This is a genomic window from Streptomyces sp. SID8374 (assembly GCF_009865135.1).
Classification (GTDB): domain Bacteria; phylum Actinomycetota; class Actinomycetes; order Streptomycetales; family Streptomycetaceae; genus Streptomyces.
In genome coordinates this window covers 3462674-3487927 of record NZ_WWGH01000001.1, presented here as the reverse complement: position 1 = coordinate 3487927, position 25254 = coordinate 3462674, and the positions used below count along the sequence as shown (strand labels likewise).

Genomic DNA, 25254 nt, shown 5'->3' with positions numbered 1-25254 from the left:
GCCCTCGGGGAACGGGCGCGGGAAGGGCGGGGCGGGAGGGGCCGGTTGGGAGGGGGGCTAAATGGTCCGTCCGTGCCATGCGCGGCGCGTACCGCGCTCCCTACGCTAGGAAGCCGGTGCGCCAAGGGTTCGGCGAAAGGTCGGCGACGGCAGAGAGAGGTGACGCAGGTGGTGACGCTCAGCGCTCCGAACGCTCAGGACTACGTGGCCCTCGCCGAGATCGAGTTGTGCGGCGAGCTGATGATCGCGGCCTCGGCGGCGCGTGAGGAACGCCTCAGTCCCGACCGTATCGACGAGGTGCTCAACGTCGGGGACGAACTGCTCGGCACGGTGCGGGCCGGAGACGCCGGGGGTTCCGGAGGCGTCGGGGGTGCCAGAGACGCCGGGGGTTTCAGAGACGCCGAGGGTTCCGGGGGCGCCGGTACCGGCGTGGACTCCGGAGACGCCGGTACCGGCACCGGCACCGGCGTGGACGACGTGCTCCTCGGCAGCGACACGGAAGCGGCGTGGACGACCGTCCCCCGGCAGGCGACTCATCCGCAGGCGGCTCACACGCAGGCGGCCCACCCGCAGGGCGCTCACCGGCAGACCGCTCACCGGGGCTGACGCCCTCGGCGCCCCGCCCCGTCCCGCCTCGCCCCCGCTCTCAGGTGCGCAGCAGCCGGGCGATCGCCTTCGTGGCCTCCTCGACCTTCGCGTCGATCTCCCCGCCGCCCTTGACCGCCGCGTCCGCGACGCAGTGGCGCAGGTGCTCCTCCAGCAGCTGGAGGGCGAAGGACTGCAGGGCCTTGGTGGAGGCCGAGACCTGGGTGAGTATGTCGATGCAGTAGACGTCCTCGTCGACCATGCGCTGGAGGCCGCGGATCTGGCCCTCGATCCGGCGCAGCCGTTTGAGGTGCTCGTCCTTCTGGTGGTGGTAGCCGTGGATGCCGAGGTCGTGGTCGGTCACGACCCCCTCGGCGCTGGGCACACCGGGGGCGGAGATGGCCGCCTCCGGGACCTCCGTCGGTTCCGCTCCGGCTCCCGCGCCCGTGGTCTCGGTGGTGGTCATCCGCGTCCTCCCGTTGTCCTCGTCGTCGTCCTCGTGCAACCTGTCACAGCCTGCCGGCGCGTGCTCTGGCCTGATGTTGCCGGTGGTGGGCCCGGGTCCGCGCACGCACCTCCGATATACCCCTGCCGGGTATATCGTAACGAATCCGGCGGAAACGTGACCGGGGGCCCGTGCCGATCCCCGTTCCCGATGGGCGACACTGAAGAACGCCGGTTAGCCGTGGCCGGATGATGCGCCTAGCATCAGCCTGACCGAATCCAAAGCATCCCGAGGACCCCACGTGCGCTTTCGTCTGACCCCCAGGGAGACGAGCTTCTACGACATGTTCTCCGCGTCCGCGGACAACATTGTCACGGGCTCGAAACTCCTGATGGAACTGCTCGGGGCGGATTCTGCCTCCCGAGTCGAGATCGCGGAGCGTATGCGGGCAGCGGAGCACGCGGGGGACGATGCCACCCACGCGATCTTCCACCAGCTGAACTCCTCCTTCATCACGCCGTTCGACCGCGAGGACATCTACAAGCTGGCGTCCTCCCTCGACGACATCATGGACTTCATGGAGGAGGCCGTCGACCTGGTCGTCCTCTACCAGGTCCAGGAACTCCCCAAGGGTGTCGAGCAGCAGATCGAGGTGCTGGCCCGGGCGGCGGAACTGACCGCCGAGGCCATGCCGGGGCTGCGCACCATGGACAACCTCACCGAGTACTGGATCGAGGTCAACCGTCTGGAGAACCAGGCCGACCAGATCCACCGCAAGCTGCTGGCCCAGCTCTTCAACGGCAAGTACGACGCCATGGAGGTGCTGAAGCTCAAGCAGATCGTGGATGTGCTGGAAGAGGCGGCTGACGCGTTCGAGCACGTGGCCAACACCGTGGAGACCATCGCGGTCAAGGAGTCCTGAACCTCGTGGACACCTTTGCGCTGATCGTGACCATCGGTGTCGCGCTCGGCTTCACGTATACGAACGGCTTCCACGACTCCGCGAACGCCATCGCCACCTCGGTCTCCACCCGGGCGCTGACCCCGCGTGCGGCTCTGGCGATGGCGGCGGTGATGAACCTCGCCGGCGCCTTCCTGGGCCAGGGGGTCGCCAAGACCGTCAGCGAAGGCCTGATCGCCACGCCCGTGGGGCAGAAGGGGATGGGCATCCTGTTCGCGGCGCTGGTCGGCGCGATCATCTGGAACCTCATCACCTGGTACTACGGTCTCCCGTCCTCCTCCTCGCACGCGCTGTTCGGCGGCATGGTCGGGGCGGCGCTGGCCGGCGGGACGGACGTCATCTGGTCCGGGGTGCTGGAGAAGATCGTCATCCCGATGTTCCTCTCCCCGTTCATCGGCCTGATCGTCGGCTATCTGGTGATGGTCGGCATCATGTGGATGTTCCGGAACGCCAACCCGCACAAGGCCAAGCGCGGCTTCCGGATCGCGCAGACGGTCTCGGCGGCGGGCATGGCGCTCGGCCACGGCCTCCAGGACGCGCAGAAGACGATGGGCATCGTGGTGATGGCCCTGGTCATCGCCGACATCGAGGGCCCCAACGACGAGATCCCGGTCTGGGTCAAGATCGCCTGTGCGCTGATGCTCTCGCTCGGTACGTACGCCGGTGGCTGGCGCATCATGCGTACCCTCGGCCGGAAGATCATCGAGTTGGACCCGCCGCAGGGCTTCGCCGCCGAGACGACCGGCGCGTCGATCATGTTCGGTTCGGCGTTCCTCTTCCACGCCCCGATCTCCACGACGCACGTCATCACCTCCGCGATCATGGGCGTCGGCGCCACGAAGCGAGTGAACGCCGTGCGCTGGGGCGTCGCGAAGAACATCATCCTCGGCTGGTTCATCACCATGCCGGCCGCGGCGCTGGTCGCGGCGCTGAGCTACGGCGCGGTGCTGCTGCTCTTCGGCTGAGCCCGAGCCCCTGAAAAAGACAGGCAAAAGGCACAGACATGGGTCCGCCCCCGTTCTCCCAGGAGAGCGGGGGCGGACCCTTTCGCCTTGTGGTGGCACCGCCATGCAGCACCGCAAGGCCGTATTGAGGGAGCGGCTCAGCCGAAGCGGCCCGAGATGTAGTCCTCCGTGGCCTGGACCGACGGGTTGGAGAAGATCCGCTCCGTCTCGTCTATCTCGATGAGCCGGCCGGGCTTGCCGACCGCCGCGAGGTTGAAGAACGCGGTGCGGTCCGAGACGCGGGCCGCCTGCTGCATGTTGTGCGTCACGATGACGATCGTGAAGCGCTCCTTCAGCTCGCCGATCAGGTCCTCGATGGCGAGGGTCGAGATCGGGTCGAGGGCCGAGCACGGCTCGTCCATCAGCAGGACCTGCGGCTCCACCGCGATGGCGCGGGCGATGCACAGGCGCTGCTGCTGGCCGCCGGAGAGGCCGGAGCCGGGCTTGTTGAGCCGGTCCTTGACCTCGTTCCAGAGGTTCGCGCCGCGCAGGGACTTCTCCACGACGTCGTTCAGCTCGCTCTTGCGGTAGCTGCCGTTGAGCCGCAGGCCCGCCGCCACGTTGTCGAAGATCGACATGGTGGGGAAGGGGTTGGGGCGCTGGAAGACCATGCCGACCGTGCGGCGCACGGTGACCGGGTCGACGTTGGAGGCGTACAGGTTCTCGTCGTCCAGCAGCACCTTGCCCTCGACGCGGCCGCCGGGGGTGACCTCGTGCATCCGGTTCAGGGTGCGCAGGAAGGTGGACTTGCCGCAGCCGGACGGGCCGATGAAGGCGGTCACGGAGCGGGGCTCCACGGTCATCGAGATGTCCTCGATGGCCTTGTGGCTGCCGTAGTAGGCGGTCAGGCCGCTGATGTCGATGCGCTTGGCCATGGGAATCACTGCTTCTTTCGGGAGGTCGCTGATGGCCGCGTCAGCGACCGGTCTTCGGGGCCTTCCAGCGGGCGATTCCGCGGGCCACCAGGTTGAGGATCATGACGAAGGCGATCAGTACCAGGGCTGCCGCCCAGGCGCGGTCGTACGAGGCGGCCTCGCCGATCTTGTACTGCTCGTAGATGTAGAACGGCAGCGAGGACTGGGCGCCCGAGAACGGGTTCGCGTTGATCAGCTGGCTGCCGAAGACCAGCAGGATGATCGGGGCGGTCTCACCGGCGATGCGGGCGATGGCCAGCATGACGCCGGTGGTGATGCCGCCGATCGCGGTCGGCAGGACCACCTTCAGGATAGTGCGCCACTTCGGGATGCCCAGGGCGAGCGAGGCTTCGCGGAGCTCGTTGGGGACGAGCTTCAGCATCTCCTCGGTGGAGCGGACCACGACCGGGATCATCAGGATCGTCAGGGCGAGCGCGCCCATCAGGCCGGAGGGCTGGATCTCGAAGATCAGCATGATCGACAGGATGAAGAGACCGGCCACGATGGACGGGATGCCTGTCATCACGTCGACGAAGAAGGTGACGGCCTTGGCGAGCGAGCCCTTGCCGTACTCCACCAGGTAGACGGCGGTCAGCAGGCCGAGCGGGGCGGAGATCACCGTGGCGATGCCGACCTGCTCCAGGGTGCCGATCAGCGCGTGGTAGACGCCGCCGCTGGCCTCGGAGCCGAGCACACCGGCCATCGAGTGGGTGAGGAAGTAGCCGTCCAGGCGCTCGGCGCCGCGGCTGATCGTCGTCCACAGCAGGGAGGCCAGCGGGATGATCGCGATCAGGAAGCAGACCCAGACGACGCTGGTGGCCAGGCGGTCCTTGGCCTGGCGCTGGTTCTCCACGACGGTGGTGGCGACGTAGGAGATGGCCAGGAAGAGCAGCGCGGCGATCATGCCCCACTGCACCTTGCTGTGCCAGCCGGCGGCGGTGCTGATGCCGACGGAGAGCGCGATCGCCAAGGCGGCGAAGCCGACGGGTGCCAGGCGGGGCAGGGAGCGGCTGGTCAGGGCGGACTTCGGCGCGGGCCCGGTGGGCGGCGTCGGCCGGTCCTGTACGGCGGTTGCGTGGCTCATGCGTTGGCCCCCGAATACTCCTTGCGGCGGGCGATGATGAGCCGGGCCGCACCGTTGACCAGCAGGGTGAGGACGAAGAGGACGAGGCCCGAGGCGATCAGGGCGTCGCGCCCGAACTCGTCGGCCTCGCCGAACTTCGCCGCGATGTTCTGCGCGAAGGTTCCGCCGCCCGGGTTGAGCACGTGCAGCGAGATGATGAAGCTCGGGGAGAGGACCGTGGCGACGGCCATCGTCTCGCCGAGCGCGCGGCCGAGGCCGAGCATCGAGGCGGAGATGATGCCGGAGCGGCCGAACGGCAGCACCGAGAGGCGGATGACCTCCCAGCGGGTGGCGCCGAGCGCGAGGGCGGCCTCCTCGTTCATCTTCGGGACCTGGAGGAAGACCTCGCGGCTGACGCTGGTCACGATCGGCAGGATCATGATCGCGAGCAGTACGCCGACGGTGAAGAGGGAGCGGGCGACGCCGACCTCGGTCTTCTCGAAGATGTACGTCCAGCCGAAGAACTGGTCCAGCCAGAGGTTCAGGCCCTCCAGGTACGGCACCAGGACGAGGGCGCCCCAGATGCCGTAGACGATGCTGGGGACGGCGGCGAGCAGGTCGACGACGTACGCGATGGGGGCGGCCAGCTTGCGCGGCGCGTAATGCGAGATGAACAGCGCGATGCCGACAGCGATCGGAACCGCGATGACCATCGCGATGATCGAGCTGACGACCGTGCCGAAGAGCAGGACGGCGATGCCGAAGACCGGCGGGTCACCGGCCGGGTTCCAGTCGAAGGTGGTGAGGAAGTTGCCCTCGTCCTTCGAGATGGCGATGGCGGCCCGGTAGCTGAGGAACACGGCGATCGACGCCATGATCACGAGCAGCAGGATGCCCGATCCGCGCGAGAGGCCCACGAAGACCTTGTCGCCCATGCGCCCGGTGGACTTGGGGCTCTCGTCCCGTTCCGGAGGGGCCGGCGGGGCCGGTGGTGTGTCTATCGGTGTGGTGGAAGCCATGGTCTTTCCGGTCTGTGTGGGGGAGCTGTGGGCTCCCCTGGCGGCGGTGCACCGGATGGTCGGGGTGGCGGGCCGGTCCGGAGGGGTGCGCCGGGCCGGCCTGCCGGTGCCGCGTGCCCGGGGCGGGGCCCCGGGGTACGCGGCGGGAGATTACGAGAGGCCGTTGACGGTCTCGCGGACCTTCGCGTTGATCTCGGCCGGGATCGGGGCGTAACCCGCCTCGGTCAGGATCTTCTGGCCGTCGTCGGAGGCGGCGTAGGAGAGGAAGGACTTGACCGTGTCGAGGGTCTCGGCCTTGTTGCCGGTGTCGCAGACGACCTCGTAGGTCACCAGGACCAGCGGGTAGGCGCCATCGGCCTTGGTGGTGTAGTCGAGGTCGAGGGCCAGGTCCTTGCCGGTGCCCTTGATCTTGGCGGCGGCGATCGCCTTGGAGGCGTTCTCCGAGGTGGCCTCGGCCGGGGCGGAGCCGCCGGTGTCGATGTCGACCGTGGAGATGCTCTGGGACTTGGCGTAGGAGAGCTCGAAGTAACCGATCGCGCCGTCGACCTGCTTCACCTGGGCGGCGACGCCGGAGGAGCCGGACGCGGCCTGGCCACCGGGGGCCGGCCACTTCTTCTCGGCCTCGTACTTCCAGTCCTTCGGGGCGGCGGCACCGAGGTACTTGCCGAGGTTCTGCGTGGTGCCCGAGTCCTCGGAGCGGTGGAAGGCCTGGATCGACTTGTCCGGCAGCTTGACGCCGTCGTTGAGCTTGGCGATCGCCGGGTCGTTCCACTTCTTGATCTTCGTGTCGAAGATCTTGGCAAGGGTGGGGGCGTCCAGCGTGAGCTTGTCGACACCCTCCAGGTGGTAACCGATCGCGATCGGGCCGCCGACCATCGGGAGGTTGATGCCCTGGCCGGTCTTGCAGGACTTCTTCGACTCCTCGACCTCTTCCGGCTTCAGCGCGGAGTCGGAGCCGGCGAAGGCCACGGTGCCCTGGTTGAAGGCGACGATGCCCTCACCGGAGGAGGAGGAGTTGTAGTTGATCTCCACACCCGAACAGGCGGCCATGTAGTTCTTGACCCAGAGGTCCATGGCGTTCTTCTGAGCGCTGGAGCCGGAGGCGCGCAGCTGGCCCTTGGCCTTGCCGCAGTCGATACTCGACGCGGAGGAACTCTTGTCCCCGTTGGCCTTGGGCGTACCGGGGTCGCTGTTGTCGTCCGAACCGCACGCCGTGAGGACCAGGGCGCCGGAGACGGCGAGGGCACCGAGCGCGGTGGCACGAAGCCGGTTCTTGCGCTGAAGCTTCACTTTTCGGGTGTTCCTTCCAGGAGCCGCCGTGATCTGTTCGTTCTACGACGGCGTGCGATGAGGAGGGTGCCGCAGCTTGTCGCCGCGCACCGTGTACGTCCGAAATTAGGCAGAACAGGTGAAGCCGCCTACGGGGGAGAGTGAACGGCAGGTGAACCGTGTCGGGCAGACGGGTGCGGGCCGTGTCCTGCCGGTGACCTACGCCTCAGCTGCGGGGGAGCGCGGAGAGCAGCGCGGTGAGCTGTTCGCGGTCGCGCGGCTGGGTGAGGCGTACGCGGGCGGCCTCGGGCGCCAGCCACAGCAGCCGGTCCACCTCGTCGTTGGCCTCGAAGGCGCCCCCCGTCGCCTCGGCGGCCCAGTAGGAGACCTCCTTGGGGCGGCCGTCGACGAGATACCGGGCGGTGGGGAGCGCCGCGCCCGGGGTGCAGTGGTGGCCGGTCTCCTCCAGGACCTCCCGTACGGCGGCGGCCAGCGGCTCCTCGTCGCGCTTCAGCTTGCCCTTGGGGAAGGACCAGTCGTCGTAGCGGGGCCGGTGGACCAGGCACACCTCCACCCCACCGCCTCCCGGGGCGCGGCGCCACAGGACGCACCCCGCCGCCAGGACCGTACGGGCGGCGGGGGAGCGGTGCGCGCTGTCCCGCACGGGGTGTTCCCGGTCCTTGCTCATGGGGCCGTCATGGCCGCCGCGTACGGCCAGGTCTCCCGGAACACCGCTCGCGCGGCCTCCACCTCGTGGCGCTGGTCCGCGTGGAGCACGCCCAGGGCGTACGCGGTGGCCGGGGCGATCCGCGGGGTGCGGGCGGCCGATGCCGCAGCCGAGGCCGCCTCCGCCGCGTCCCGGTGCAGGTCCAGGGCGTGTCCGGCGCCGGTGAGGACCGGGTCGGCGGCGCCGAGGACGACCTCATGGGCGTACCGGTGCAGCCGCAGCAGCAGGCGGGCCTGGTGCCAGGCCGCGTCCTGTGCCTCGTTGTACGGCTCCGCCGAGGCGTCCGGCGGGAGGGCCGCCACCGCGCCGATCAGCCGTTGCTCGGCGCGTTCGGCGGGCTCCAGGAGCGCTTCGGAGCCCCGGCCCGCGGTGCCGGGGGCCAGCGGGACCTCGGAGGCGAGCAGCGCCACGGCGTCGGCGACCGCGTGGAAGCGGGAGGAGCCGAGGGCCTGGAGCGCGGCGGAGTGGGCCCGGGTCCGGGCGAGGGTGAGCTGGCGTTCCAGCAGCGCCCCGGCCCGCGCCGCCCCGACCCCGAGCACGGCCCGGCCCTGGGCGTCCGGGGTGGCGGCCGCTTTGGCGGCGGGCTTGGTGCCGCGGGCCGCCGGAAGGGGAGCTCCGGAGAGCTGGTGCAGGGCTTCGAGGAGGCGGGTGAGCCGGCCGGCGTAGGCGTGTTCGCGGGCGAGGGTGCCGGAGAGCCAGGCCAGTTCCGTACGGAGGTGGTCGGCCCAGACCGGGTCCAGGACGGAGCGGAAGGTGTGGAGCGAGCCGCTGATGCGCCGGGCCGAGCGGCGCAGGGCGCGCGCCGCGGCCTCGGCGCCCTGGCCGTTGGCGTCGGAGGGGGCGCTGTGCTCGCGGTGCATACGCAGGCTGCGCAGGAAGTCCGCGGCCTGCTCCCGGAGGTAGGGCGCGAGCACGGCCTCGGCGCTCACGCCGTCGGCGGGGCGGGGCGGGGCGGCGGTGGCCCTGCGGGAGCCGGGGCGAGGCGGGGCGGACTCTTCCGGGAGGGGCGCCTTCGGGAGGGCTCGCTTCGGGAGGGCTCGTTCCGGCAGGGCCCGTTCCGGGAGGGCCCCCTCTGGCAGGGCCCGTTCCGGGAGGGCGCGCTCCGGCTGGGCCCCCTCCGGAAGGCTCCCTTCCGGCAGGGCCCCCTCCTCAAGGGGACCTCCCTGGAGGGTCCCCTCAAGGGCCCCCTCCCCGAGGGTCCCCAGGGCCGCCCGGTCGGCCTGGGCCTCCGGGCTCCCGTCCGCAGCGGGTTTCGCGGCGGGACGGGGCGTCGTCTGGTGGTCAGGGCGTCGCACGCCTGCGCCTCCGGGCATCGATGAGCATCTCCTGGACGTGCCGCAGCGGCTGCCCCTCCGCGTCCGTGGCGTGCCGGGTCCAGTTGCCGTCGGGGCCCAGGTGCCAGGAAGAGGTGGTGTCGGCCATACCGGTCTCCAGGAGTCGGCTGAGTGCGGCGCGGTGGGCGGGGTCGGTGACCCGGACGAGGGCTTCGATCCGGCGGTCGAGGTTGCGGTGCATCATGTCGGCGCTGCCGAACCACACCTCGGGCTCGCCGCCGTTGCCGAACGAGAAGACCCGGGAGTGTTCGAGGAAGCGCCCGAGTATGGAGCGGACCCGGATGTTCTCCGAGAGCCCGGCGACCCCGGGGCGGATCGCGCAGATCCCGCGCACCCAGATGTCGACGGGCACGCCGGCCTGGGCCGCCCGGTAGCAGGCGTCGATGATCGCTTCGTCGACCATCGAGTTGACCTTGATCCGTACGTAGGCGGGGCGCCCGGCGCGGTGGTGGGCGACCTCCTTGTTGATCCGGGCGATCAGCCCGTCACGCAGGGACTTCGGTGCGACCAGAAGGCGGCGGTAGGTCTCGCGGCGGGAGTAGCCGGAGAGCCGGTTGAACAGGTCGGAGAGGTCCGCCCCGACCTGTGGGTCCGCCGTGAGCAGGCCGAGGTCCTCGTACAGCCTGGCGGTCTTGGGGTGGTAGTTGCCGGTGCCGACATGGGAGTAGCGGCGCAGGGTGTCGCCCTCCTGGCGGACGACGAGCGAGAGCTTGCAGTGGGTCTTCAGCCCGACGAGCCCGTACACCACATGGCAGCCCGCCTCCTCCAGCTTGCGGGCCCACTTGATGTTGGCCTGCTCGTCGAAGCGGGCCTTGATCTCGACGAGGACGAGGACCTGCTTGCCGGACTCGGCCGCGTCGATGAGGGCGTCCACTATCGGGGAGTCGCCGGAGGTGCGGTACAGCGTCTGCTTGATGGCCAGCACGTCCGGGTCGCCCGCCGCCTGCTCCAGGAAGGCCTGGACGGAGGTGGAGAACGAGTCGTACGGGTGGTGGAGCAGCACGTCCCGCTCGCGCAGCGCGGCGAAGATGTCGGGCGCGGAGGCGGACTCCACCTCGGCCAGGTCCCGGTGGGTGCCCGCGATGAACTTCGGGAACTTCAGCTCCGGCCGGTCCAGCGAGGCGATCGCGAAGAGGCCGGTCAGGTCCAGGGGGCCGGGCAGCGGGTAGACCTCCGCGTCGGACACCTTCAGCTCGCGGACCAGCAGATCCAGCACGTACGGGTCGATGGACTCCTCGACCTCCAGCCGCACCGGCGGACCGAAGCGGCGCCGCATGAGCTCCTTCTCCAGCGCCTGGAGCAGGTTCTCCGCGTCGTCCTCCTCGACCTCCAGGTCCTCGTTCCTGGTGACCCGGAACATGTGGTGCGCCAGCACCTCCATCCCCGGGAACAGCTCCTCCAGGTGGGCCGCGATGACGTCCTCGATGGGGACGTACCGCTGCGGGGACGCCTCCAGGAAGCGGGTCAGCAGCGGCGGGACCTTGACCCGGGCGAAGTGGCGGTGGCCGCTGACCGGGTTGCGGACGACGACGGCGAGGTTGAGCGAAAGACCCGAGATGTACGGGAAGGGGTGCGCGGGGTCGACGGCCAGCGGGGTCAGCACGGGGAAGACGCGCTGCCGGAAGAAGGTGAAGAGGCGGGCCTGCTCCTTCTCGGTCAGATCCGGCCACCGGATGAGCTGGATCGACTCGTCGGAGAGGGCCGGGGCGATGTCCTGCTGGAAGCAGGCTGCGTGCCGGGCCATGAGCTCGCGCGAACGGGTCCAGATCAGGTCCAGCACCTCGCGGGGCTGGAGGCCGGAGGCGGAGCGGGTGGCGACACCGGTGGCGATGCGGCGCTTGAGGCCGGCCACCCGGACCATGAAGAACTCGTCCAGGTTCGAGGCGAAGATCGCCAGGAAGTTGGCCCGCTCCAGGATCGGCGTCGCCGGGTCCTCGGCCAGCTCCAGCACGCGTTCGTTGAAGGCGAGCCAGGAGCGCTCGCGGTCCAGGAAACGGCCCTGGGGCAGCTCGTCGCCGTCCCGGTCGGGCTCGTACGCGTCGGCGTCGGCGTCGAGATCGGGGTCCAGGTCGGCGGCGGTGGAGAAGCCGACATTGCTGGAGGAAGGGTTGGCTACGGCGTGCGGCCTGTGCGCGGCGAGAGCGCCGACGGACGGCTGGGCGGGCTGGACCGGGACCTCGGAGCTGGGCTGCTGGCTCATGAACCCATTGTTCCGCGTGGAGGGCGAAGCAGGCGCGTCGGAGCCGGGAAAGATCGCGGAAGGCCCGGGAAACCCGGGGTCACGGCCGGGGGAGGCCGAGGAGGTGTTCCCCCCGCCTCTCCCGTTGCGGCGGGGGGCTGGCAGAGCTGGCTGCATCCCGTGAGGGTCGCAAGGGCGTCTGAATGGCCGGTAACGGCGACATGACGTACAGGAAGCGGTGTGCCTGCGGGATGGTCGGGCGGTGACTGTACGTGACTGCGCGCGGGTACGGGATCGCCGCCCGGGCCCACCCCTCGTGGGGCCCGGACGGCGAGGTCGGTGCGGCCGGTACCCGGCCCGGGGTCAGCCGTGCAGGCGGCGCAGGACCCGGAAGGCGGCGAACACGGCGAGCGCGGCGAGAGCGAGCAGGATGCCGGTCTCGACGAGCTGGAGGGGCCAGAAGTGGGAGGCGGGGTGGTAGTCGGTGAACTCGGTGACGCCGCCTCGGGCCTTCATGCAGGCGACGCCGTTCGGGTCCTCGACGGTGTAGGGGCAGTCCTGCCGGAGCAGCTTCTCGCCGGAGGCGGTGAGCATGCCCGTCTCGGTGATCCAGGTGTTGGCACCGGGGTGGCCGTTGCCGAGGAGCCGGTCGGCCGGCCACAGCATCCAGCGGCGCTGGGTGAAGCCGGCCATGACCCCGCCGAGTACGACGGTGGTGAGGGCCATGGACGGCAGCATGCGGCGGATCAGCAGGGCGCACAGGGCCCCGACGGCCACGCCGAACAGCGCGTGGCCGACGGCGACGGGTCCGATGCCCGGGAAGACGCCGGGGTCGAACCAGACGAGACGGTACGCGTTCGGGTTGCTGACCTCGGTCCAGGCCCAGCGGTAGACGAGGGACAGCAGACCGACCCCGGCGACGGACAGCGCGGCGGGCACGACGAGCCGGGCCGCCAGCCACCGGGCGGGGGAGACCGACTGGACCCAGGCCATCCGGAAGGTGCCGCTCTCCAGCTCGCGGGCGATCAGCGGACCCGTCACGAAGGCGCCGACGAGGCAGGCCAGCAGCAGCATGGCCGTACCGCCGCCGGAGAGGAGGCTCTCGGCCGTGCTCTGCGCGGTGGTGATCATGTAGAGGTCGCCGTTGCCGCACGCGGCCACGTCCTCGTCCGGGCACCGCTGTGCGGCGACCCACACGAGCAGCGCGGCCATGGCGCCGATGCCGAGGACCACGAGGGCGCCGGCCGCCCAGAGGCTGCGCCGGTGCGTACGCAGGAGTACGCGGACGGATCCGCGCAGGGGGGCCTCGGGCACCGTGGCGGTGCCGGGCTTCGGGGGCGTCAGGGTGCTCATGCGGAGGCCACCGCCTCACGGGGCCCCGTGACCGCAACCGGAACGGCGCTCGGCGTGATCAGCGGTGGTGCCTCCGGGGAGCGGAGGTGGGCGAGGAGGAGCTCCTCCAGCGAGGGTTCCGTGGCGGCCCAGAGGGACTCGTCCACCGGGCCCTCCTTCCGTACGAGTGCGGTGAGCTGACGCCCCGTCGTACGGGCTTCGACGACGGTGTGCGGGGCCAGCTCGCGACCGGCCTGCCCGGTGACCAGGGCATGCGCGCCCACGATGTCCTCGGCCTCGCCGCCGAGCCGGACGCGGCCGCCGTCGACGAACAGCAGGAAGTCGCAGGCGCCCTCCAGCTCGGTGAGGATGTGCGAGGACATCACGATGGTGGTGCCGTGCTCGGCGGTCTCCGCCATCAGCACGCCCATCAGCTCGTGCCGGGCGAGGGGGTCGAGGTCGGCCATCGGCTCGTCCAGCAGCATCAGTTCGGGCCGCTTGCCCAGCGCGAGGGCCAGCGCCAGCCGGGTCCGCTGCCCGCCGGAGAGCGTACGGACGCGGGCACCCCGCGGCAGCTTCCCGGCGATCCGGTCGGCGGTGGCGCGGTCCCAGCGCCCGGGGTTCAGCTCGCCGCCGGCCCAGAGCGTGTCGGCCACGGTGAGCTGAGGGTAGAGCGGCTTGTCCTGGGGCACGTAGGCGATGCGGTCGCGTACGGCGGAGGGTTCGGCGGAGCCGAGGACGGTGAGGGACCCGGCGCTCGGCCTGGCCAGCCCCGCCGCCAGGTTCAACAGGGTGGACTTGCCGGCCCCGTTGGGCCCGACGAGCGCGCAGACGCGCCCGGCGGGCAGGCGGAAGGAGCAGCCGTCCAGGGCCTGGCGCGCACCCCTTCTCCGCCCGTAGGTCATGCCGAGGCCGCGAGCCTCGATCACAGCACCTGTCATCTTTCCTGGTCCCCCTTGTGCGTGCTGTCAGGCTTGTGCGTGCCGCCGGGCCGGTACGCGCTGTCGGACCGGTGCCCGCCGTCCGGCCGGTACGTGCTCTCCAGTACGGCGGTGAAGAGCGCGCTGACGTCGTCCTTCTCCAGCCCGGCCGACCGTGCCCGGCGGGCCCAGTCGGCGAGTTCGGTGCGCAGCGGCGAGTCGGAGGCGGATGCCCCGGCCGCCGTGCCGAGCGTCCGGCGTACGAAGGTGCCGAGGCCGCGCCGTGCCTCGACGAGGCCCTCGCGCTCCAGCTCCCGGTACGCCTTGAGGACGGTGTTCGGGTTGATGGCGGTGGCCTCGACGACCTCGCGGGCGGTGGGCAGCCGGTCCCCGGGTTCCAGAACGCCCAGGCGCAGGGCCTGCTTCGTCTGCTGGACGATCTGGAGGTAGGTGGCGACGCCGCTGCGCCGGTCGATACGGAACTCGACCGCTGCGGATCCTGCCATGGCCACCACCCTTTCACTAATTGAGTAGTGAAAGGGTGCACCAAGGAAGGGGCGGCGTCAATCGACGCCGCCCCTGTCTTCCCGGGGAAGTGCCCGGGGTGTGTCTGTGGGAGGTCTACCGCGTCCGTGCGGACCGCAGTTCCTCGTTGATGCGCTGAGCCTCTTCGAGCTGGTCCTCGAGGATGACGATGCGGCAGGCATCCTCGATCTTCGTGCCCTGGTCCACGAGCTCACGGGCGCGGGCGGCGATGCGCAGCTGGTAGCGGGAGTAGCGGCGGTGGCCGCCTTCGGAGCGCAGGGGGGTGATCAGGCGGTTCTCGCCGAGTGCGCGGAGGAAGGCGGGCGTGGTGGAGAGCATCTCGGCGGCCCGGCCCATGGTGAAGGCGGGGTAGTCGTCGTCGTCCAGGTTGTCGGTGGGGCGGGTACTGCTAGCGGGCATAGCACCTCTTCTTTCGGGACACGTCGTCTTCGGCGTGGGGACACGTCGGGGGGCCCGAGTGCCATCCGGCACTCGGGCCCCGAGCTTCAACACCATCTGCCGACGCTACTTACGTCGGCCTTCTTTTTCCGCCGGTCCGCCGGTGAGGGCGGGAGAGCGGGGATCGCGGATGCGTGACCGGGGACCACCTTCCGATCTGGGGCCTGCGGTACCCGAGCGGTGTGTGCCTCGCCCGGGCGATCCTGATGGCGTCTGCTCCTTACCTCGTTCGGTTCGGTTCATTCGGACGGACAGGTCGGAGTACCGCTGTGCGGCCCCTGGGGGCCGCCCGGCCCGGCAATCAGCGGAGGAACCCACCGTTTCCGGCTCCACCACTCCACTGCCGTGCCGTCCTCGCTGTCCGGCTACGAGAGAAACACTAGACCCGCCGCCAGTGAGATGTCTACTCCCGCCACGACAGATTTTCTTCCGACCGGAGAGGCGAGGTTCAGGACTCCGTGCGGTACATCAGATCGACCTCGTGGGTGGTGAAGCCGATCCGCTCGTACACCGTCACGGCCGCCGTGTTGTCCGCGTCGACGTAGAGCATCGCGGTGGGCAGCCCTTCGGCGGCCAGGTGGTGCAGGCCGATCGAGGTCAGCGCCTTGCCGAGGCCGCCGCCCTGGGCGTCGGGCAGCACGCCGACGACGTACACCTCACCCAGCTGCTCCTCGGCGTGCACCTTCGTCCAGTGGAAGCCGACGATCTTCCCGTCCCGCTCGGCCAGGAAGAACCCCTTCGGGTCGAACCAGGGCTCCGCCTTGCGGTCGTCCAGGTCCTGCTGGGTGAGGGAGCCCTGCTCGGGGTGGTGAGCAAAGGCGGCGCGGTTCACGGCGAGCCAGGCGGCGTCGTCCCGGCCGGGCTCGAAGGTCCGTACGGTGACGCCTTCGGGCAGCACGGGCTCGGCGAGGTCGAGGGGGATCAGGCTCCGGCGGAGCTGGCGCAGCTCGCGGAAGAGGGAGAGGCCAAGGACCTGGGCCAGATGCCGGGCGGCCGAGCTGCCGCCGTGCGCCCAGACCCGCAGCCGCTTGCCGGTCGCGGCGAGGAGGGCGGCGCCCAGGGCCCGCCCGTGGCCGGTGCCGCGCCGCTCGGGGTGGACGACGAGCTCGGCGGCCGGGGCCTCGACCGGGTCGGTGTCCTCCAACTGCGCGTACCCGGCGAGGGTCCCGTCACTGGTGAGCAGGAAGTGGCGCACACCGACGCGGTGTCCGCCCCGGATCCGGAGCCTCCCCTGCTCGGAGACCGCCTGCCTGCCGTCGAAGCGGGCCGCCTCGCCGAGGAGTTCGAGTACGGCGTCGGCCTGGGCGGCATCGAGTGCGTCGAGGGCCTGAATCTCGCGTCCGGGGGAGGGGAGGGGTGCGTCAGTCGTCATGGGGACGAGCGTACGGGGAGCGGGGGCGCGGACGGGGGTGCGCGGAGGGGGCACGGGGCGGTCTCCGTCAGGCACATGGGGGACCCCGGCGGTCGGCCACACGGCGAACAGGCCAGGTGCGGGCGGCCGCATGACGAACAGGCCGGGTGCGGACACCCCGTCGTGGTCCGCGGTGACCCGCAAGGGCCGTGGCCGGCCCCCACCCCCGGAAGAACCGGTCCGCCCGGCCGAGCGCGGCGATATCCCGGTCGTACGAGAAGGGCCCGAACACCACCGGCCACAGGAGCCACACGACCGACAGCAGCCGACTTCCCACCCCGGACCGGCAGACCGCGAACGGCAAGCGCCGGACCTAGCAGCTCGACGCCACGGGCGCTCCGACCCGCTACGTGAACAACGTGAACTCGGTCTCCGGGGGCGGCGCCGCCACCACGGGCCTCAGGGATCCGGGAAGGGTGTACGAGCATCGAAGACGCGGGACTGGTGCTACTGGCTGTTGTCGCGCTCGCATCCGCCTACTCCCGGACGAGTCAGCAATGGGGCCATAAACTCGCCCTGCCTGGCGGTATCCGGCCGTCACCGGGGGCCTGCTGCCGCATGACGGGGTGGCTTGCGCCCGTGCCGTAGCAGGGACGGGCGCAGGCTTGGCCGGGCCGGTGCCGCCTTTCGGGCGGTGCGCGGCAGGGGGAGCCCAGGTCGCCCCGGAGTGGCGGGAGTTCACTCCGACCGGATGCACTCCGAGGTCTGCGGGATCGGTGCTATGAGGGCCGAGAGCTCCACGAGGACCTCGTCGGGCGCCTTCAGGGAGTGGGTGACGGTGACCTCGGTGGCCGGGGTGCGGCCGTAGGTGATGATCACCTTCTTGTTGTCGCTGGATCGCGCGGTGTCGATGACCCAGTCGACGCCGTCGGCCGCGAAGCAGGGGTCCGCGGTGGGCCCGATCTCGGTCACACCGCAGCGCAGAACGATGTTGCTGTCGCCCCAGAGTGCGACGCCGGCCAGCTTGGTGTCGTGCTTGGGGTGTCCTGCCAGCTTTCCGGGAGCGGTTTCCGTGATGCGCCCGCAGTGGGCGTTGCCGGACTGGGCGCCCGGCCGGACGTTGTAGTGGGGTTCCTTGGTCACGACGAAGATCAGCACGGCGGCGACGGCCACGACTGCGGCGGCCAGAGGGAGGGTTGTGCGTTTGCTGGGCATGCTCAACAGTTCGTCTTCCCGCTCCGGGAGAGGTGGTCGTGCGACACGTTATGGCATGGGGTGAGGCGTTCTGAATGCGGGTCTTTCTTCCGGCCCTTTGAGGCAATGCCCCTTTGGACACCTCCCCAAAGGACCTGGTACGGAGCGGAGTTCACCCTTAGTTTCGAGCGCTCAGCCTTTTGTTCCTGCATGAAGGGGGACCTCGATGCGTAAAGCGACCGGTTCGCTCGTACTGGCCGCGCTCACGGCAGGGTCGGTGGCGGCCCTTTCGGCACCCGCGCAGGCGGCGGCGCCCCAGGCGAAGGACCCGTACGCGCACACCCGGCTGGAGCGGGTGTGGGCGCCGGGCAACTGCCTTTCCATGGGCGGCAGCAAGAAGAACAACGCGCGGCTGGTGCTGGGCAAGTGCGCCAAGAGCGACAAGACGCAGCGGTGGACGCTCAAGCGGCTTTCCAAGAACAAGTCGGTGTTCACCATCAAGAATGACAAGTCCGGGAAGTGCCTGGTCGTCGGTGCCAAGGGCCGACTGGTGCAGAGCACCTGCAACTCGGCGAAGAAGAGCCACCAGTGGGCCCTCGGCGGTTCGAAGATCTACAGCAAGTCGGCGGGCAAGGCCATCGCCTCCAAGTCCACGAAGGCCGGTTCGCACCCGTACCTGGAGAAGCTCAGCGATTCGAGCGCGGCCCGCGGTCGCCAGGAATGGGGTCTGTCCTGACGAGAACGGTTCTCAGGTCCGGTCCCTTTTCCGGGACCGGGCCGGTGCCTTCGCCCCCCACCCGTCCGCAGAACCCGAAGGGGACGGTGGCATCATCGACGAGCGTGAGAACGCTACGAGCCTCATGTGCGGCGGTCCTTCTCTTCGCCGCGCTGGCGGGGTGCTCGGCATCCCCTCCGCCGGTGGACGACGCCCGCAGGCCCGGGCCGCTGAAGTCCTTCGCCCCTGCCGACCGTCCGGCGATGCCGGAGCTGGCGGGAAAGCGCGTGGACGGCGACGGCCGGGTCAGCCTGAAGGAGCTGCGGGGCAAGGTCGTCGTGGTCAACGCCTGGGCGTCGTGGTGCGGCCCGTGCCGTGCGGAGGCTCCCGGCCTCTCCCGGGTGCACGAGGAGTTGCAGGCCAAGGGGTTGCGGGTGGTCGGGGTCAACGCGGACGTCTCGGTCGAGGCGGCGCGTGCCTTCGAGAAGGACACGGCGCTCGTGTATCCGAGCCTGCACGACCCGCGGGGGCGCCAGCTTCTCCGCCTTCCGAAGGGCGTGGTCAGCACCGTCGGCTACCCGTTCACGGTCGTCGTCGACCCCGAGGGGCGGATCGCGGCGACCCGGATCGGGGCGATAGGTGAGGCGGAGCTGAAGAAGCTGGTCACGCCGCTGTTGCCGTCCTGATCCGTCAGGCCTCCGGCTCCGGCTGCGTCTCTGCCTCTGCCTGCGGCTCCGTCTGCGCCTCCGGTGGTGCCCCCCTGAGGAGTTCGGTGAGCAGGCGTACGGCGCCGCGTTTGTGCAGGGGCTCGTTGCCGTTCCCGCACTTGGGGGACTGGATGCAGGAGGGGCAGCCCGCCTCGCACTCGCAGGAGGCGATGGCTTCGCGGGTCGCCGTCAGCCACGTACGGGCGGTGTGGAAGGCGCGTTCGGCGAATCCGGCGCCGCCCGGGTGGCCGTCGTAGACGAAGACCGTCGGCAGCAGGGTGTCCGGGTGCAGCGGTATGGAGACGCCGCCGATGTCCCAGCGGTCGCAGGTGGCGAAGAGCGGGAGCAGGCCGATCGACGCGTGTTCGGCCGCGTGGAGGGCGCCGCCGAGGATCTCCGGGTTGATCCGGGCGGCGTCGAGTTGGTCCTCGGTGACCGTCCACCAGACGGCCCGGGTGCGCAGGGTGCGGGGAGGCAGGTCGAGTTTGGTCTCGCCCAGGACCTCACCGGTCATCAGCTTGCGGCGGAGGAACGAGACGACCTGGTTGGTGACCTCGACGGAGCCGTAGCAGAGCCGCCCCTGGCCCCAGGGGATCTCGGTGTCGGTCTCCAGGACGGAGATGGCCGTGGTGTCTCGGGCCACCGTCGAGTACGGCGGGTCGGCCTGTTCGACCAGGGCGACGGAGTCCTCCAGGTCCAGCTTCCGGACCAGGTGGGTGCGGCCCTGGTGGAGGTGGACGGCGCCCTCGTGGACGGCGGTGTGGGCGGCGGCCGCGTCGACCGTGCCCAGCAGGCGCCCGGTGGACTCCTCGACGATCTGTACGGGGCGTCCGCCCCCGCCCCGGATGTCGGTGAGGTCGGCGGCCCGCTCGCGGCGGGTCCAGTGCCAGCCCGACGCCCGTCGGCGCAGCAGCTTCGCGGCCTCCAGCTGGGGGAGCAGCTCGGGCACCGCGGGTCCGAAGAGGGCGATGTCGGGCTCGGTGAGGGGCAGCTCGGCGGCGGCCGCGCACAGGTGGGGGGCCAGGACGTAGGGGTTGTCCGGGTCCAGCACGGTCGACTCCACGGGCTGCCGGAACAGCGCCTCGGGGTGGTGCACCAGATAGGTGTCCAGCGGATCGTCCCGGGCCACCAGGACTGCCAGCGCCCCCTGCCCGGAGCGGCCGGCGCGGCCCGCCTGCTGCCAGAGGGAGGCCCGGGTGCCCGGGTAGCCGCAGATGACGACGGCGTCGAGGCCGGAGACGTCGATGCCGAGTTCGAGGGCGGTGGTGGCCGCGAGGCCGAGGAGCTCACCGGAGTGCAGGGCCCGCTCCAGGGCGCGGCGTTCCTCCGGGAGGTAGCCGCCGCGGTAGGCGGCGACCCGCTTCGGCAGGGAGCGGTCCACCTCCGCGAGGCGTTCCTTGGCGATGACCGAGATCAGTTCTGCGCCGCGCCGGGAACGTACGAAGGCGACCGAGCGGACGCCCTGGACGGTCAGATCGGTGAGCAGGTCGGCGGTCTCGGCCGTGGCGGTACGGCGTACGGGCGCGCCCTTCTCGCCGTGCAGGTCGGTCAGCGGGGGCTCCCAGAGGGCGAAGACCAGCTCGCCGCGCGGGGAGGCGTCGTCGGACACCTCCTTGACCGGCAGGCCCGTCAGGCGCCCGGCGGCGACCGAGGGATCGGCGGCGGTGGCTGACGCGAGCAGGAAGACCGGGTTCGCCCCGTAGCGGGCGCAGAGGCGGCGCAGCCTGCGCAGGACCTGGGCGACATGGGAGCCGAAGACGCCCCGGTAGGTGTGGCACTCGTCGATCACGACGAACCGCAGCGCGCGCAGGAAGGAGGACCAGCGGGGGTGGGACGGCAGGATCCCGCGGTGCAGCATGTCGGGGTTGGTCAGCACGTAGTTCGCGTACTGCCGCACCCATTCGCGTTCCTCGACCGGGGTGTCGCCGTCGTAGACCGCGGGCCGTACGGCGTTGCCCAGGGGCGCCGCCAGGGCCTTCACCGAGCGCCGCTGGTCGGCGGCGAGGGCCTTGGTGGGGGCGAGGTACAGGGCGGTCGCCCCGCGGCCGTTCGGCGCCTCGGAGCCCTCCAGCAGGGTGCTGAGGACCGGGGCGAGGTACGCGAGCGACTTGCCGGACGCCGTACCGGTGGCGATCACGACCGATTCGCCGTCCAGCGCGTGCTCGGCGGCGGCCGCCTGGTGGGCCCACGGATGGTCGATTCCGGCTTTTTCGATCGCCGAGATCACTTCTGGCCGGATGCGATCCGGCCAGATGGCATGGGTTCCCGATCTAGGGGGCAAGTGCTCCGTATGAGTGATGCGCGCGGCCCGGCCCGCCCCTGTGGCGAGCCGGTCGAGGATCATGGCGGGAGAGGGGCGCATGTCCCCACTCTCGGGTGGTCGTCCGGGACGGTGATTCTTGGCCATCGGCACCGAGTGTGTCACTGGCGTGACGGACAATGGTCCCAAGGCGTCGTGCATGGCTGCTGGTAAGTGATTGAATGCCATCGCGGCTGGCGATCCGTCCCCTGGCCTCCGTCGGGGAGACCGAGGGGCGACCGCTCGATAGCAAGGTGCTGGAGGATCCGTGGACCTGTCCCTGTCGACTCGCAATGTTGGCGACCGTACGGTTGTCGAGGTCGGTGGCGAGATTGATGTGTATACCGCGCCCAAGCTGCGCGAGCAGTTGGTCGAGTTGGTGAATGACGGCAGCTACCACCTGGTTGTCGACATGGAAGGTGTTGACTTCCTCGACTCCACCGGCCTCGGCGTGCTCGTGGGCGGTTTGAAGCGTGTCCGGGCCCATGAGGGCTCGCTGCGCCTGGTCTGCAACCAGGAGCGCATTCTCAAGATCTTCCGGATCACGGGCCTGACCAAGGTGTTCCCGATTCACACCACGGTCGACGAGGCCGTAGCCGCCACCGACTGAGGTCGGTTTCCCTGCCGGCCCCCGGGCCGGTCGTCAGGCAGTGAACGGGCCGACAGCGGCAGCGACCGGGCCGCGACGGGCAGGCGGTCGGCCTTCGGGTCGGCTGTCAGCTTTGTCGATCTTGTCGGTTCCGGAGGAGAGCAGGGGTGCCGGGCTCAGGCCCGGGGCCTCTGACGCGTACGCCCGAACGTTCCAGGGGGATCGCATGGCCACCGTTGAACTCCGCTTCAGTGCCCAGCCTGAACATGTCAGGACGGCCCGCCTGGTGGCGGCCGCCGTGGCGCGCCGGGCCGGCGTCGACGAGGCGGTGCTCGACGAGGTCAGGCTCGCCGTCGGTGAGGCGTGCAGCCGTGCCGTGGGGCTGCACCGCAGCCACGGCATCACCGCGCCGGTCAGCGTGGTGCTGACCGAGGAGGAGAAGGCGTTCTCCATCGAGGTCGGGGACGGCGTCCCTGATCCCGCGAGCGGGGCCGCCGCGCCCGGAGCCCGCAGCGCCTCCGGAGGCCCGGACGAGGCCGAGGGCGACGGGGGCGAGGACGAGATGGGCCTCGCGGTCATCAGCGGTCTCGTCGACGACGTGGAGGTCCGGTCCGGTGCGGACGGCGGAACCATCCGTATGAGCTGGCCGACGGCCCTTGCCGCGGTACGCCCCTGAGGGGTGCCGGTACGCCCTTGAGGCGCCCGGCCCGCACCTGAAGCGTCCAGCCCCTCCTTCAGGCGTGCGGCCCTGCGCGTCGGCGCCCTGCCGGTGTCCCGTACGGCGGCGCCGTTATGCCGGGGTCCTGTACGGCGGTGACATACCGGCAACCGCCCGTGCTGCTTTTCCCAGGCCCTGCTGAGCAGGGCCTTTTCCCTGTGGTCCCGCGCGGCCTCTCCCCGTAATGCGGCCGGGTAATGCACCTGCCCCGTTACTGCATTCGGGGAAATGCCTCCGTCGATCTTTCGGCGTTGGGGGGAGCGCGATCAATTCTCTTCCCGACCACTGTTTTGATCAGGTTCCGCTCCCTACAATCCGTCCACGTCTTGAGCGCTGAGCGTCAAGGAGGACGTATGGCGGAGTTCTTCACCACCCCAATGGCTGCACCGGCCGCAATGGCTGCACCGACGCAGGAATCCGCACTTTCCGACGGGCCCGTCTCCCTCGCGGCGGCGGTCCTCACCGACGACAACCGGCTGATCGTCATCATCGTGGCGGTCGTCGCCGTCGCCGCGCTCATCGTCGCCCGGCTGCTGGTACGCCAGGTGCTGGCGGCCGGCGAGGGCACCGAACGGATGAAGGAGATCGCCGCGGCGGTCCAGGAAGGCGCCAACGCCTATCTGGCCCGCCAGCTGCGCACGGTCGGCGTGTTCTCCGTGATCGTGTTCTTCCTGTTGTTCTTGTTGCCGGCCGACAACTGGTCGCAGCGCGCGGGGCGTTCCCTCTTCTTCCTGGTGGGTGCGCTTTTCTCGGCGGCGACCGGGTACATCGGTATGCGACTCGCCGTACGGAGCAATGTGCGTGTGGCCGCCGCCGCGCGTGAGGCGACTCCGGGAGAGGGCGAACCGGAAAAGGATCTCACCACCGTCTCGCACCGGGCGATGAAAATCGCCTTCCGTACCGGTGGTGTGGTCGGAATGATCACGGTGGGGCTCGGGCTGCTCGGCGCCTCCTGTGTGGTGCTCGTCTATGCGGCCGACGCGCCCAAGGTGCTGGAGGGCTTCGGCCTCGGGGCGGCGCTGATCGCCATGTTCATGAGGGTCGGTGGCGGGATCTTCACCAAGGCCGCCGATGTGGGCGCCGACCTCGTCGGCAAGGTGGAGCAGGGCATCCCGGAGGACGACCCGCGCAACGCCGCCACCATCGCCGACAACGTGGGCGACAACGTCGGTGACTGCGCCGGCATGGCCGCCGACCTCTTCGAGTCGTACGCCGTGACGCTCGTCGCCGCACTCATCCTCGGCATGGCCGCCTTCGGCGACTCCGGTTTGGCCTTCCCGCTGATGGTCCCGGCGATCGGTGTCGTCACCGCGATGATCGGGATCTTCGCCGTCGCCCCGCGCCGCGCCGACCGCAGCGGCATGACCGCGATCAACCGGGGCTTCTTCATCTCCGCCGTGGTCTCGCTCGTCCTGGTGGCCGTGGCAGCGTTCGCCTATCTGCCGTCCTCGTACGCCGGGCTCACGGGCGTCACCGATGAGGCGATCACCACGCACGGCGGCGACCCCCGCGTCTTCGCCCTGGTCGCGGTGGCCATCGGCATCGTCCTCGCCGCGCTGATCCAGCAGCTCACCGGCTACTTCACCGAGACCAAGCGCCGCCCGGTCCAGGACATCGGGAAGTCCTCGCTGACCGGCCCGGCGACCGTGGTGCTGGCCGGTATCTCCATCGGCCTGGAGTCGGCCGTCTACACCGCGCTGCTGATCGGCCTCGGCGTCTACGGGGCGTTCCTGCTGGGCGGTACGTCGATCATGCTGGCGCTCTTCGCGGTGGCGCTCGCCGGGACCGGGCTGCTCACCACGGTCGGCGTCATCGTCGCCATGGACACCTTCGGGCCGGTCTCCGACAACGCCCAGGGCATCGCCGAGATGTCCGGGGACGTGACCGGCGCCGGGGCCCAGGTGCTCACCGACCTGGACGCCGTCGGCAACACCACCAAGGCCATCACCAAGGGCATCGCCATCGCCACCGCCGTCCTGGCGGCGGCCGCGCTCTTCGGCTCCTACCGCGACGCCATCGCCACGGCGGTCGCCGACGTGGGCGCCGGGGCGGGGGAGCTGGGGCTGAGCCTGGACATCTCGCAGCCCAACAACCTCGTCGGCCTGATCCTCGGCGCGGCGGTCGTCTTCCTCTTCTCCGGACTCGCCATCAACGCGGTCTCCCGGTCCGCCGGAGCCGTGGTCCATGAGGTGCGGCGGCAGTTCCGCGAGCACCCCGGGATCATGGACTACACGGAGAAGCCGGAGTACGGCCGCGTCGTCGACATCTGCACCAAGGACGCCCTGCGCGAGCTGGCCACGCCCGGCCTGCTCGCGGTCCTGGCGCCGATCGCGGTCGGGTTCAGCCTGGGCGTCGGCGCGCTCGGCTCGTACCTCGCGGGCGCCATCGCCACCGGCACCCTGATGGCGGTCTTCCTCGCCAACTCCGGCGGTGCCTGGGACAACGCCAAGAAGCTCGTCGAGGACGGGCACTACGGCGGCAAGGGCAGCGACGCGCACGCCGCGACCGTGATCGGCGACACGGTCGGCGACCCGTTCAAGGACACGGCGGGCCCGGCGATCAACCCGCTCCTGAAGGTGATGAACCTGGTGGCCCTGCTCATCGCACCCGCGGTGGTGCAGTTCAGCTACGGGGCGGACGCGAACCCCTGGATCCGGGCGCTGGTCGCCGTCTTCGCCCTCGTGGTCATCGTCGGCGCGGTCTACGTGTCCAAGCGGCGCGGAATCGCCGTGGGCGAGGACGACAGCGGTGCGCCGGGCGGCGGCGGTCCTTCGGTGCCGTCACCGGACCCGGCTGCCGCCTCGTAGATCCACGGCTCCGGGTGACGTGCGGTCACCGTGCGGGCGGGTGGTGCGTGTTGACGTACCGCCCGCCTGCTCCTCTGTGTGGGAACCGGTGATCGAATCCCGCCGTTCCGGTGAGTGACCGTACGGGTGTCGGATTCT

General features: G+C 70.6%; 23 protein-coding genes. 8 read left to right on the top strand and 15 right to left on the bottom strand.

Annotated elements, in window-relative coordinates:
* Positions 1-171 precede the first annotated feature (171 nt).
* Positions 172-606 carry a hypothetical protein gene (locus GTY67_RS35315; protein ID WP_202462321.1) on the top strand — a complete coding sequence of 145 codons (435 nt, stop codon included), beginning with the start codon at positions 172-174 and terminating at the stop codon, positions 604-606.
* A 40-nt stretch (positions 607-646) separates the two neighbouring features.
* Here the strand turns inward: GTY67_RS35315 and GTY67_RS15225 are convergent, their stop codons facing one another.
* Positions 647-1051 (bottom strand): metal-sensitive transcriptional regulator, encoded by a 405-nt coding sequence (locus tag GTY67_RS15225; protein ID WP_093690982.1) that lies wholly within the window; start codon positions 1049-1051, stop codon positions 647-649.
* Between the two features lie 280 nt (positions 1052-1331).
* Here GTY67_RS15225 and GTY67_RS15220 point away from each other — a divergent pair, with 280 nt between their 5' ends.
* On the top strand, positions 1332-1952 hold the full coding sequence (locus GTY67_RS15220) for a DUF47 family protein (protein WP_007449359.1): 621 nt from the start codon (positions 1332-1334) through the stop codon (positions 1950-1952).
* Positions 1953-1957: 5 nt separating this feature from the next.
* Positions 1958-2956, top strand: coding sequence for an inorganic phosphate transporter (locus GTY67_RS15215; RefSeq protein WP_093690984.1), 999 nt, complete (start codon positions 1958-1960; stop codon positions 2954-2956).
* A gap of 137 nt (positions 2957-3093) precedes the next feature.
* On the opposite strand, the gene pstB is transcribed toward GTY67_RS15215, so the two are convergent.
* From pstB to GTY67_RS15150, 13 genes are all read right to left on the bottom strand, one after another.
* The gene (gene pstB, locus GTY67_RS15210; protein ID WP_006125735.1) at positions 3094-3870 is read right to left on the bottom strand and encodes a phosphate ABC transporter ATP-binding protein PstB; all 777 of its coding nucleotides are present in this window, start codon (positions 3868-3870) and stop codon (positions 3094-3096) included.
* A gap of 40 nt (positions 3871-3910) precedes the next feature.
* A complete protein-coding gene (gene pstA / locus GTY67_RS15205) occupies positions 3911-4993 on the bottom strand; it encodes a phosphate ABC transporter permease PstA (RefSeq protein ID WP_093690986.1) in 1083 nt (360 codons plus the stop codon).
* A complete protein-coding gene (gene pstC / locus GTY67_RS15200) occupies positions 4990-5991 on the bottom strand; it encodes a phosphate ABC transporter permease subunit PstC (protein ID WP_093690988.1) in 1002 nt (333 codons plus the stop codon). The genes pstA and pstC overlap by 4 nt, the downstream gene beginning before the upstream one ends.
* 150 nt (positions 5992-6141) lie before the next feature.
* Entirely contained in the window at positions 6142-7281 is a 1140-nt protein-coding gene (pstS, locus tag GTY67_RS15195) for a phosphate ABC transporter substrate-binding protein PstS (protein WP_093690990.1), read from the bottom strand.
* A gap of 205 nt (positions 7282-7486) precedes the next feature.
* Positions 7487-7948 carry an NUDIX hydrolase gene (locus GTY67_RS15190; RefSeq protein WP_161279053.1) on the bottom strand — a complete coding sequence of 154 codons (462 nt, stop codon included), beginning with the start codon at positions 7946-7948 and terminating at the stop codon, positions 7487-7489.
* Positions 7945-9300, bottom strand: coding sequence for a CHAD domain-containing protein (locus GTY67_RS15185; protein ID WP_202461448.1), 1356 nt, complete (start codon positions 9298-9300; stop codon positions 7945-7947). Before GTY67_RS15185 ends, GTY67_RS15190 begins: the two co-directional genes overlap by 4 nt.
* Positions 9269-11521 carry an RNA degradosome polyphosphate kinase gene (locus GTY67_RS15180; protein WP_161279051.1) on the bottom strand — a complete coding sequence of 751 codons (2253 nt, stop codon included), beginning with the start codon at positions 11519-11521 and terminating at the stop codon, positions 9269-9271. The genes GTY67_RS15185 and GTY67_RS15180 overlap by 32 nt, the downstream gene beginning before the upstream one ends.
* Positions 11522-11863: 342 nt before the next feature.
* The gene (locus GTY67_RS15175; RefSeq protein ID WP_161279050.1) at positions 11864-12853 is read right to left on the bottom strand and encodes an ABC transporter permease; all 990 of its coding nucleotides are present in this window, start codon (positions 12851-12853) and stop codon (positions 11864-11866) included.
* Positions 12850-13773 (bottom strand): ABC transporter ATP-binding protein, encoded by a 924-nt coding sequence (locus GTY67_RS15170; RefSeq protein ID WP_161279049.1) that lies wholly within the window; start codon positions 13771-13773, stop codon positions 12850-12852. The genes GTY67_RS15175 and GTY67_RS15170 overlap by 4 nt, the downstream gene beginning before the upstream one ends.
* Positions 13770-14258: a GntR family transcriptional regulator gene (locus tag GTY67_RS15165; protein ID WP_161279048.1), complete on the bottom strand. Its 489-nt coding sequence runs from the start codon at positions 14256-14258 to the stop codon at positions 13770-13772. Before GTY67_RS15165 ends, GTY67_RS15170 begins: the two co-directional genes overlap by 4 nt.
* 115 nt (positions 14259-14373) lie before the next feature.
* Positions 14374-14697, bottom strand: a complete 324-nt coding sequence (locus GTY67_RS15160; protein ID WP_093690998.1) for a MerR family transcriptional regulator — start codon at positions 14695-14697, stop codon at positions 14374-14376.
* Positions 14698-15184: 487 nt separating this feature from the next.
* Positions 15185-16108 carry a mycothiol synthase gene (mshD, locus tag GTY67_RS15155; protein WP_161279047.1) on the bottom strand — a complete coding sequence of 308 codons (924 nt, stop codon included), beginning with the start codon at positions 16106-16108 and terminating at the stop codon, positions 15185-15187.
* 717 nt (positions 16109-16825) lie between these two features.
* Positions 16826-17302 carry a DUF3515 family protein gene (locus tag GTY67_RS15150; protein WP_093690213.1) on the bottom strand — a complete coding sequence of 159 codons (477 nt, stop codon included), beginning with the start codon at positions 17300-17302 and terminating at the stop codon, positions 16826-16828.
* A 205-nt stretch (positions 17303-17507) separates the two neighbouring features.
* Between GTY67_RS15150 and GTY67_RS15145 the strand changes: the two genes are divergently transcribed.
* Together GTY67_RS15145 and GTY67_RS34985 are read left to right on the top strand one after the other, a co-directional pair.
* Positions 17508-18017, top strand: coding sequence for an RICIN domain-containing protein (locus GTY67_RS15145; RefSeq protein ID WP_093690215.1), 510 nt, complete (start codon positions 17508-17510; stop codon positions 18015-18017).
* 182 nt (positions 18018-18199) lie between these two features.
* The gene (locus tag GTY67_RS34985; protein ID WP_343238686.1) at positions 18200-18682 is read left to right on the top strand and encodes a TlpA disulfide reductase family protein; all 483 of its coding nucleotides are present in this window, start codon (positions 18200-18202) and stop codon (positions 18680-18682) included.
* A gap of 4 nt (positions 18683-18686) precedes the next feature.
* On the opposite strand, the gene GTY67_RS15135 is transcribed toward GTY67_RS34985, so the two are convergent.
* A complete protein-coding gene (locus tag GTY67_RS15135; RefSeq protein WP_161279045.1) occupies positions 18687-21191 on the bottom strand; it encodes a DEAD/DEAH box helicase in 2505 nt (834 codons plus the stop codon).
* Positions 21192-21270: 79 nt separating this feature from the next.
* Between GTY67_RS15135 and bldG the strand changes: the two genes are divergently transcribed.
* The 3 genes from bldG to GTY67_RS15120 all read left to right on the top strand — a co-directional run bounded on the left by bldG (position 21271) and on the right by GTY67_RS15120 (position 25116).
* Entirely contained in the window at positions 21271-21612 is a 342-nt protein-coding gene (gene bldG / locus GTY67_RS15130; RefSeq protein WP_093690221.1) for an anti-sigma factor antagonist BldG, read from the top strand.
* Positions 21613-21817: 205 nt separating this feature from the next.
* The gene (locus GTY67_RS15125) at positions 21818-22267 is read left to right on the top strand and encodes an ATP-binding protein (RefSeq protein WP_161279044.1); all 450 of its coding nucleotides are present in this window, start codon (positions 21818-21820) and stop codon (positions 22265-22267) included.
* Positions 22268-22662: 395 nt separating this feature from the next.
* The gene (locus GTY67_RS15120) at positions 22663-25116 is read left to right on the top strand and encodes a sodium-translocating pyrophosphatase (RefSeq protein WP_161279043.1); all 2454 of its coding nucleotides are present in this window, start codon (positions 22663-22665) and stop codon (positions 25114-25116) included.
* Positions 25117-25254 lie beyond the last annotated feature (138 nt).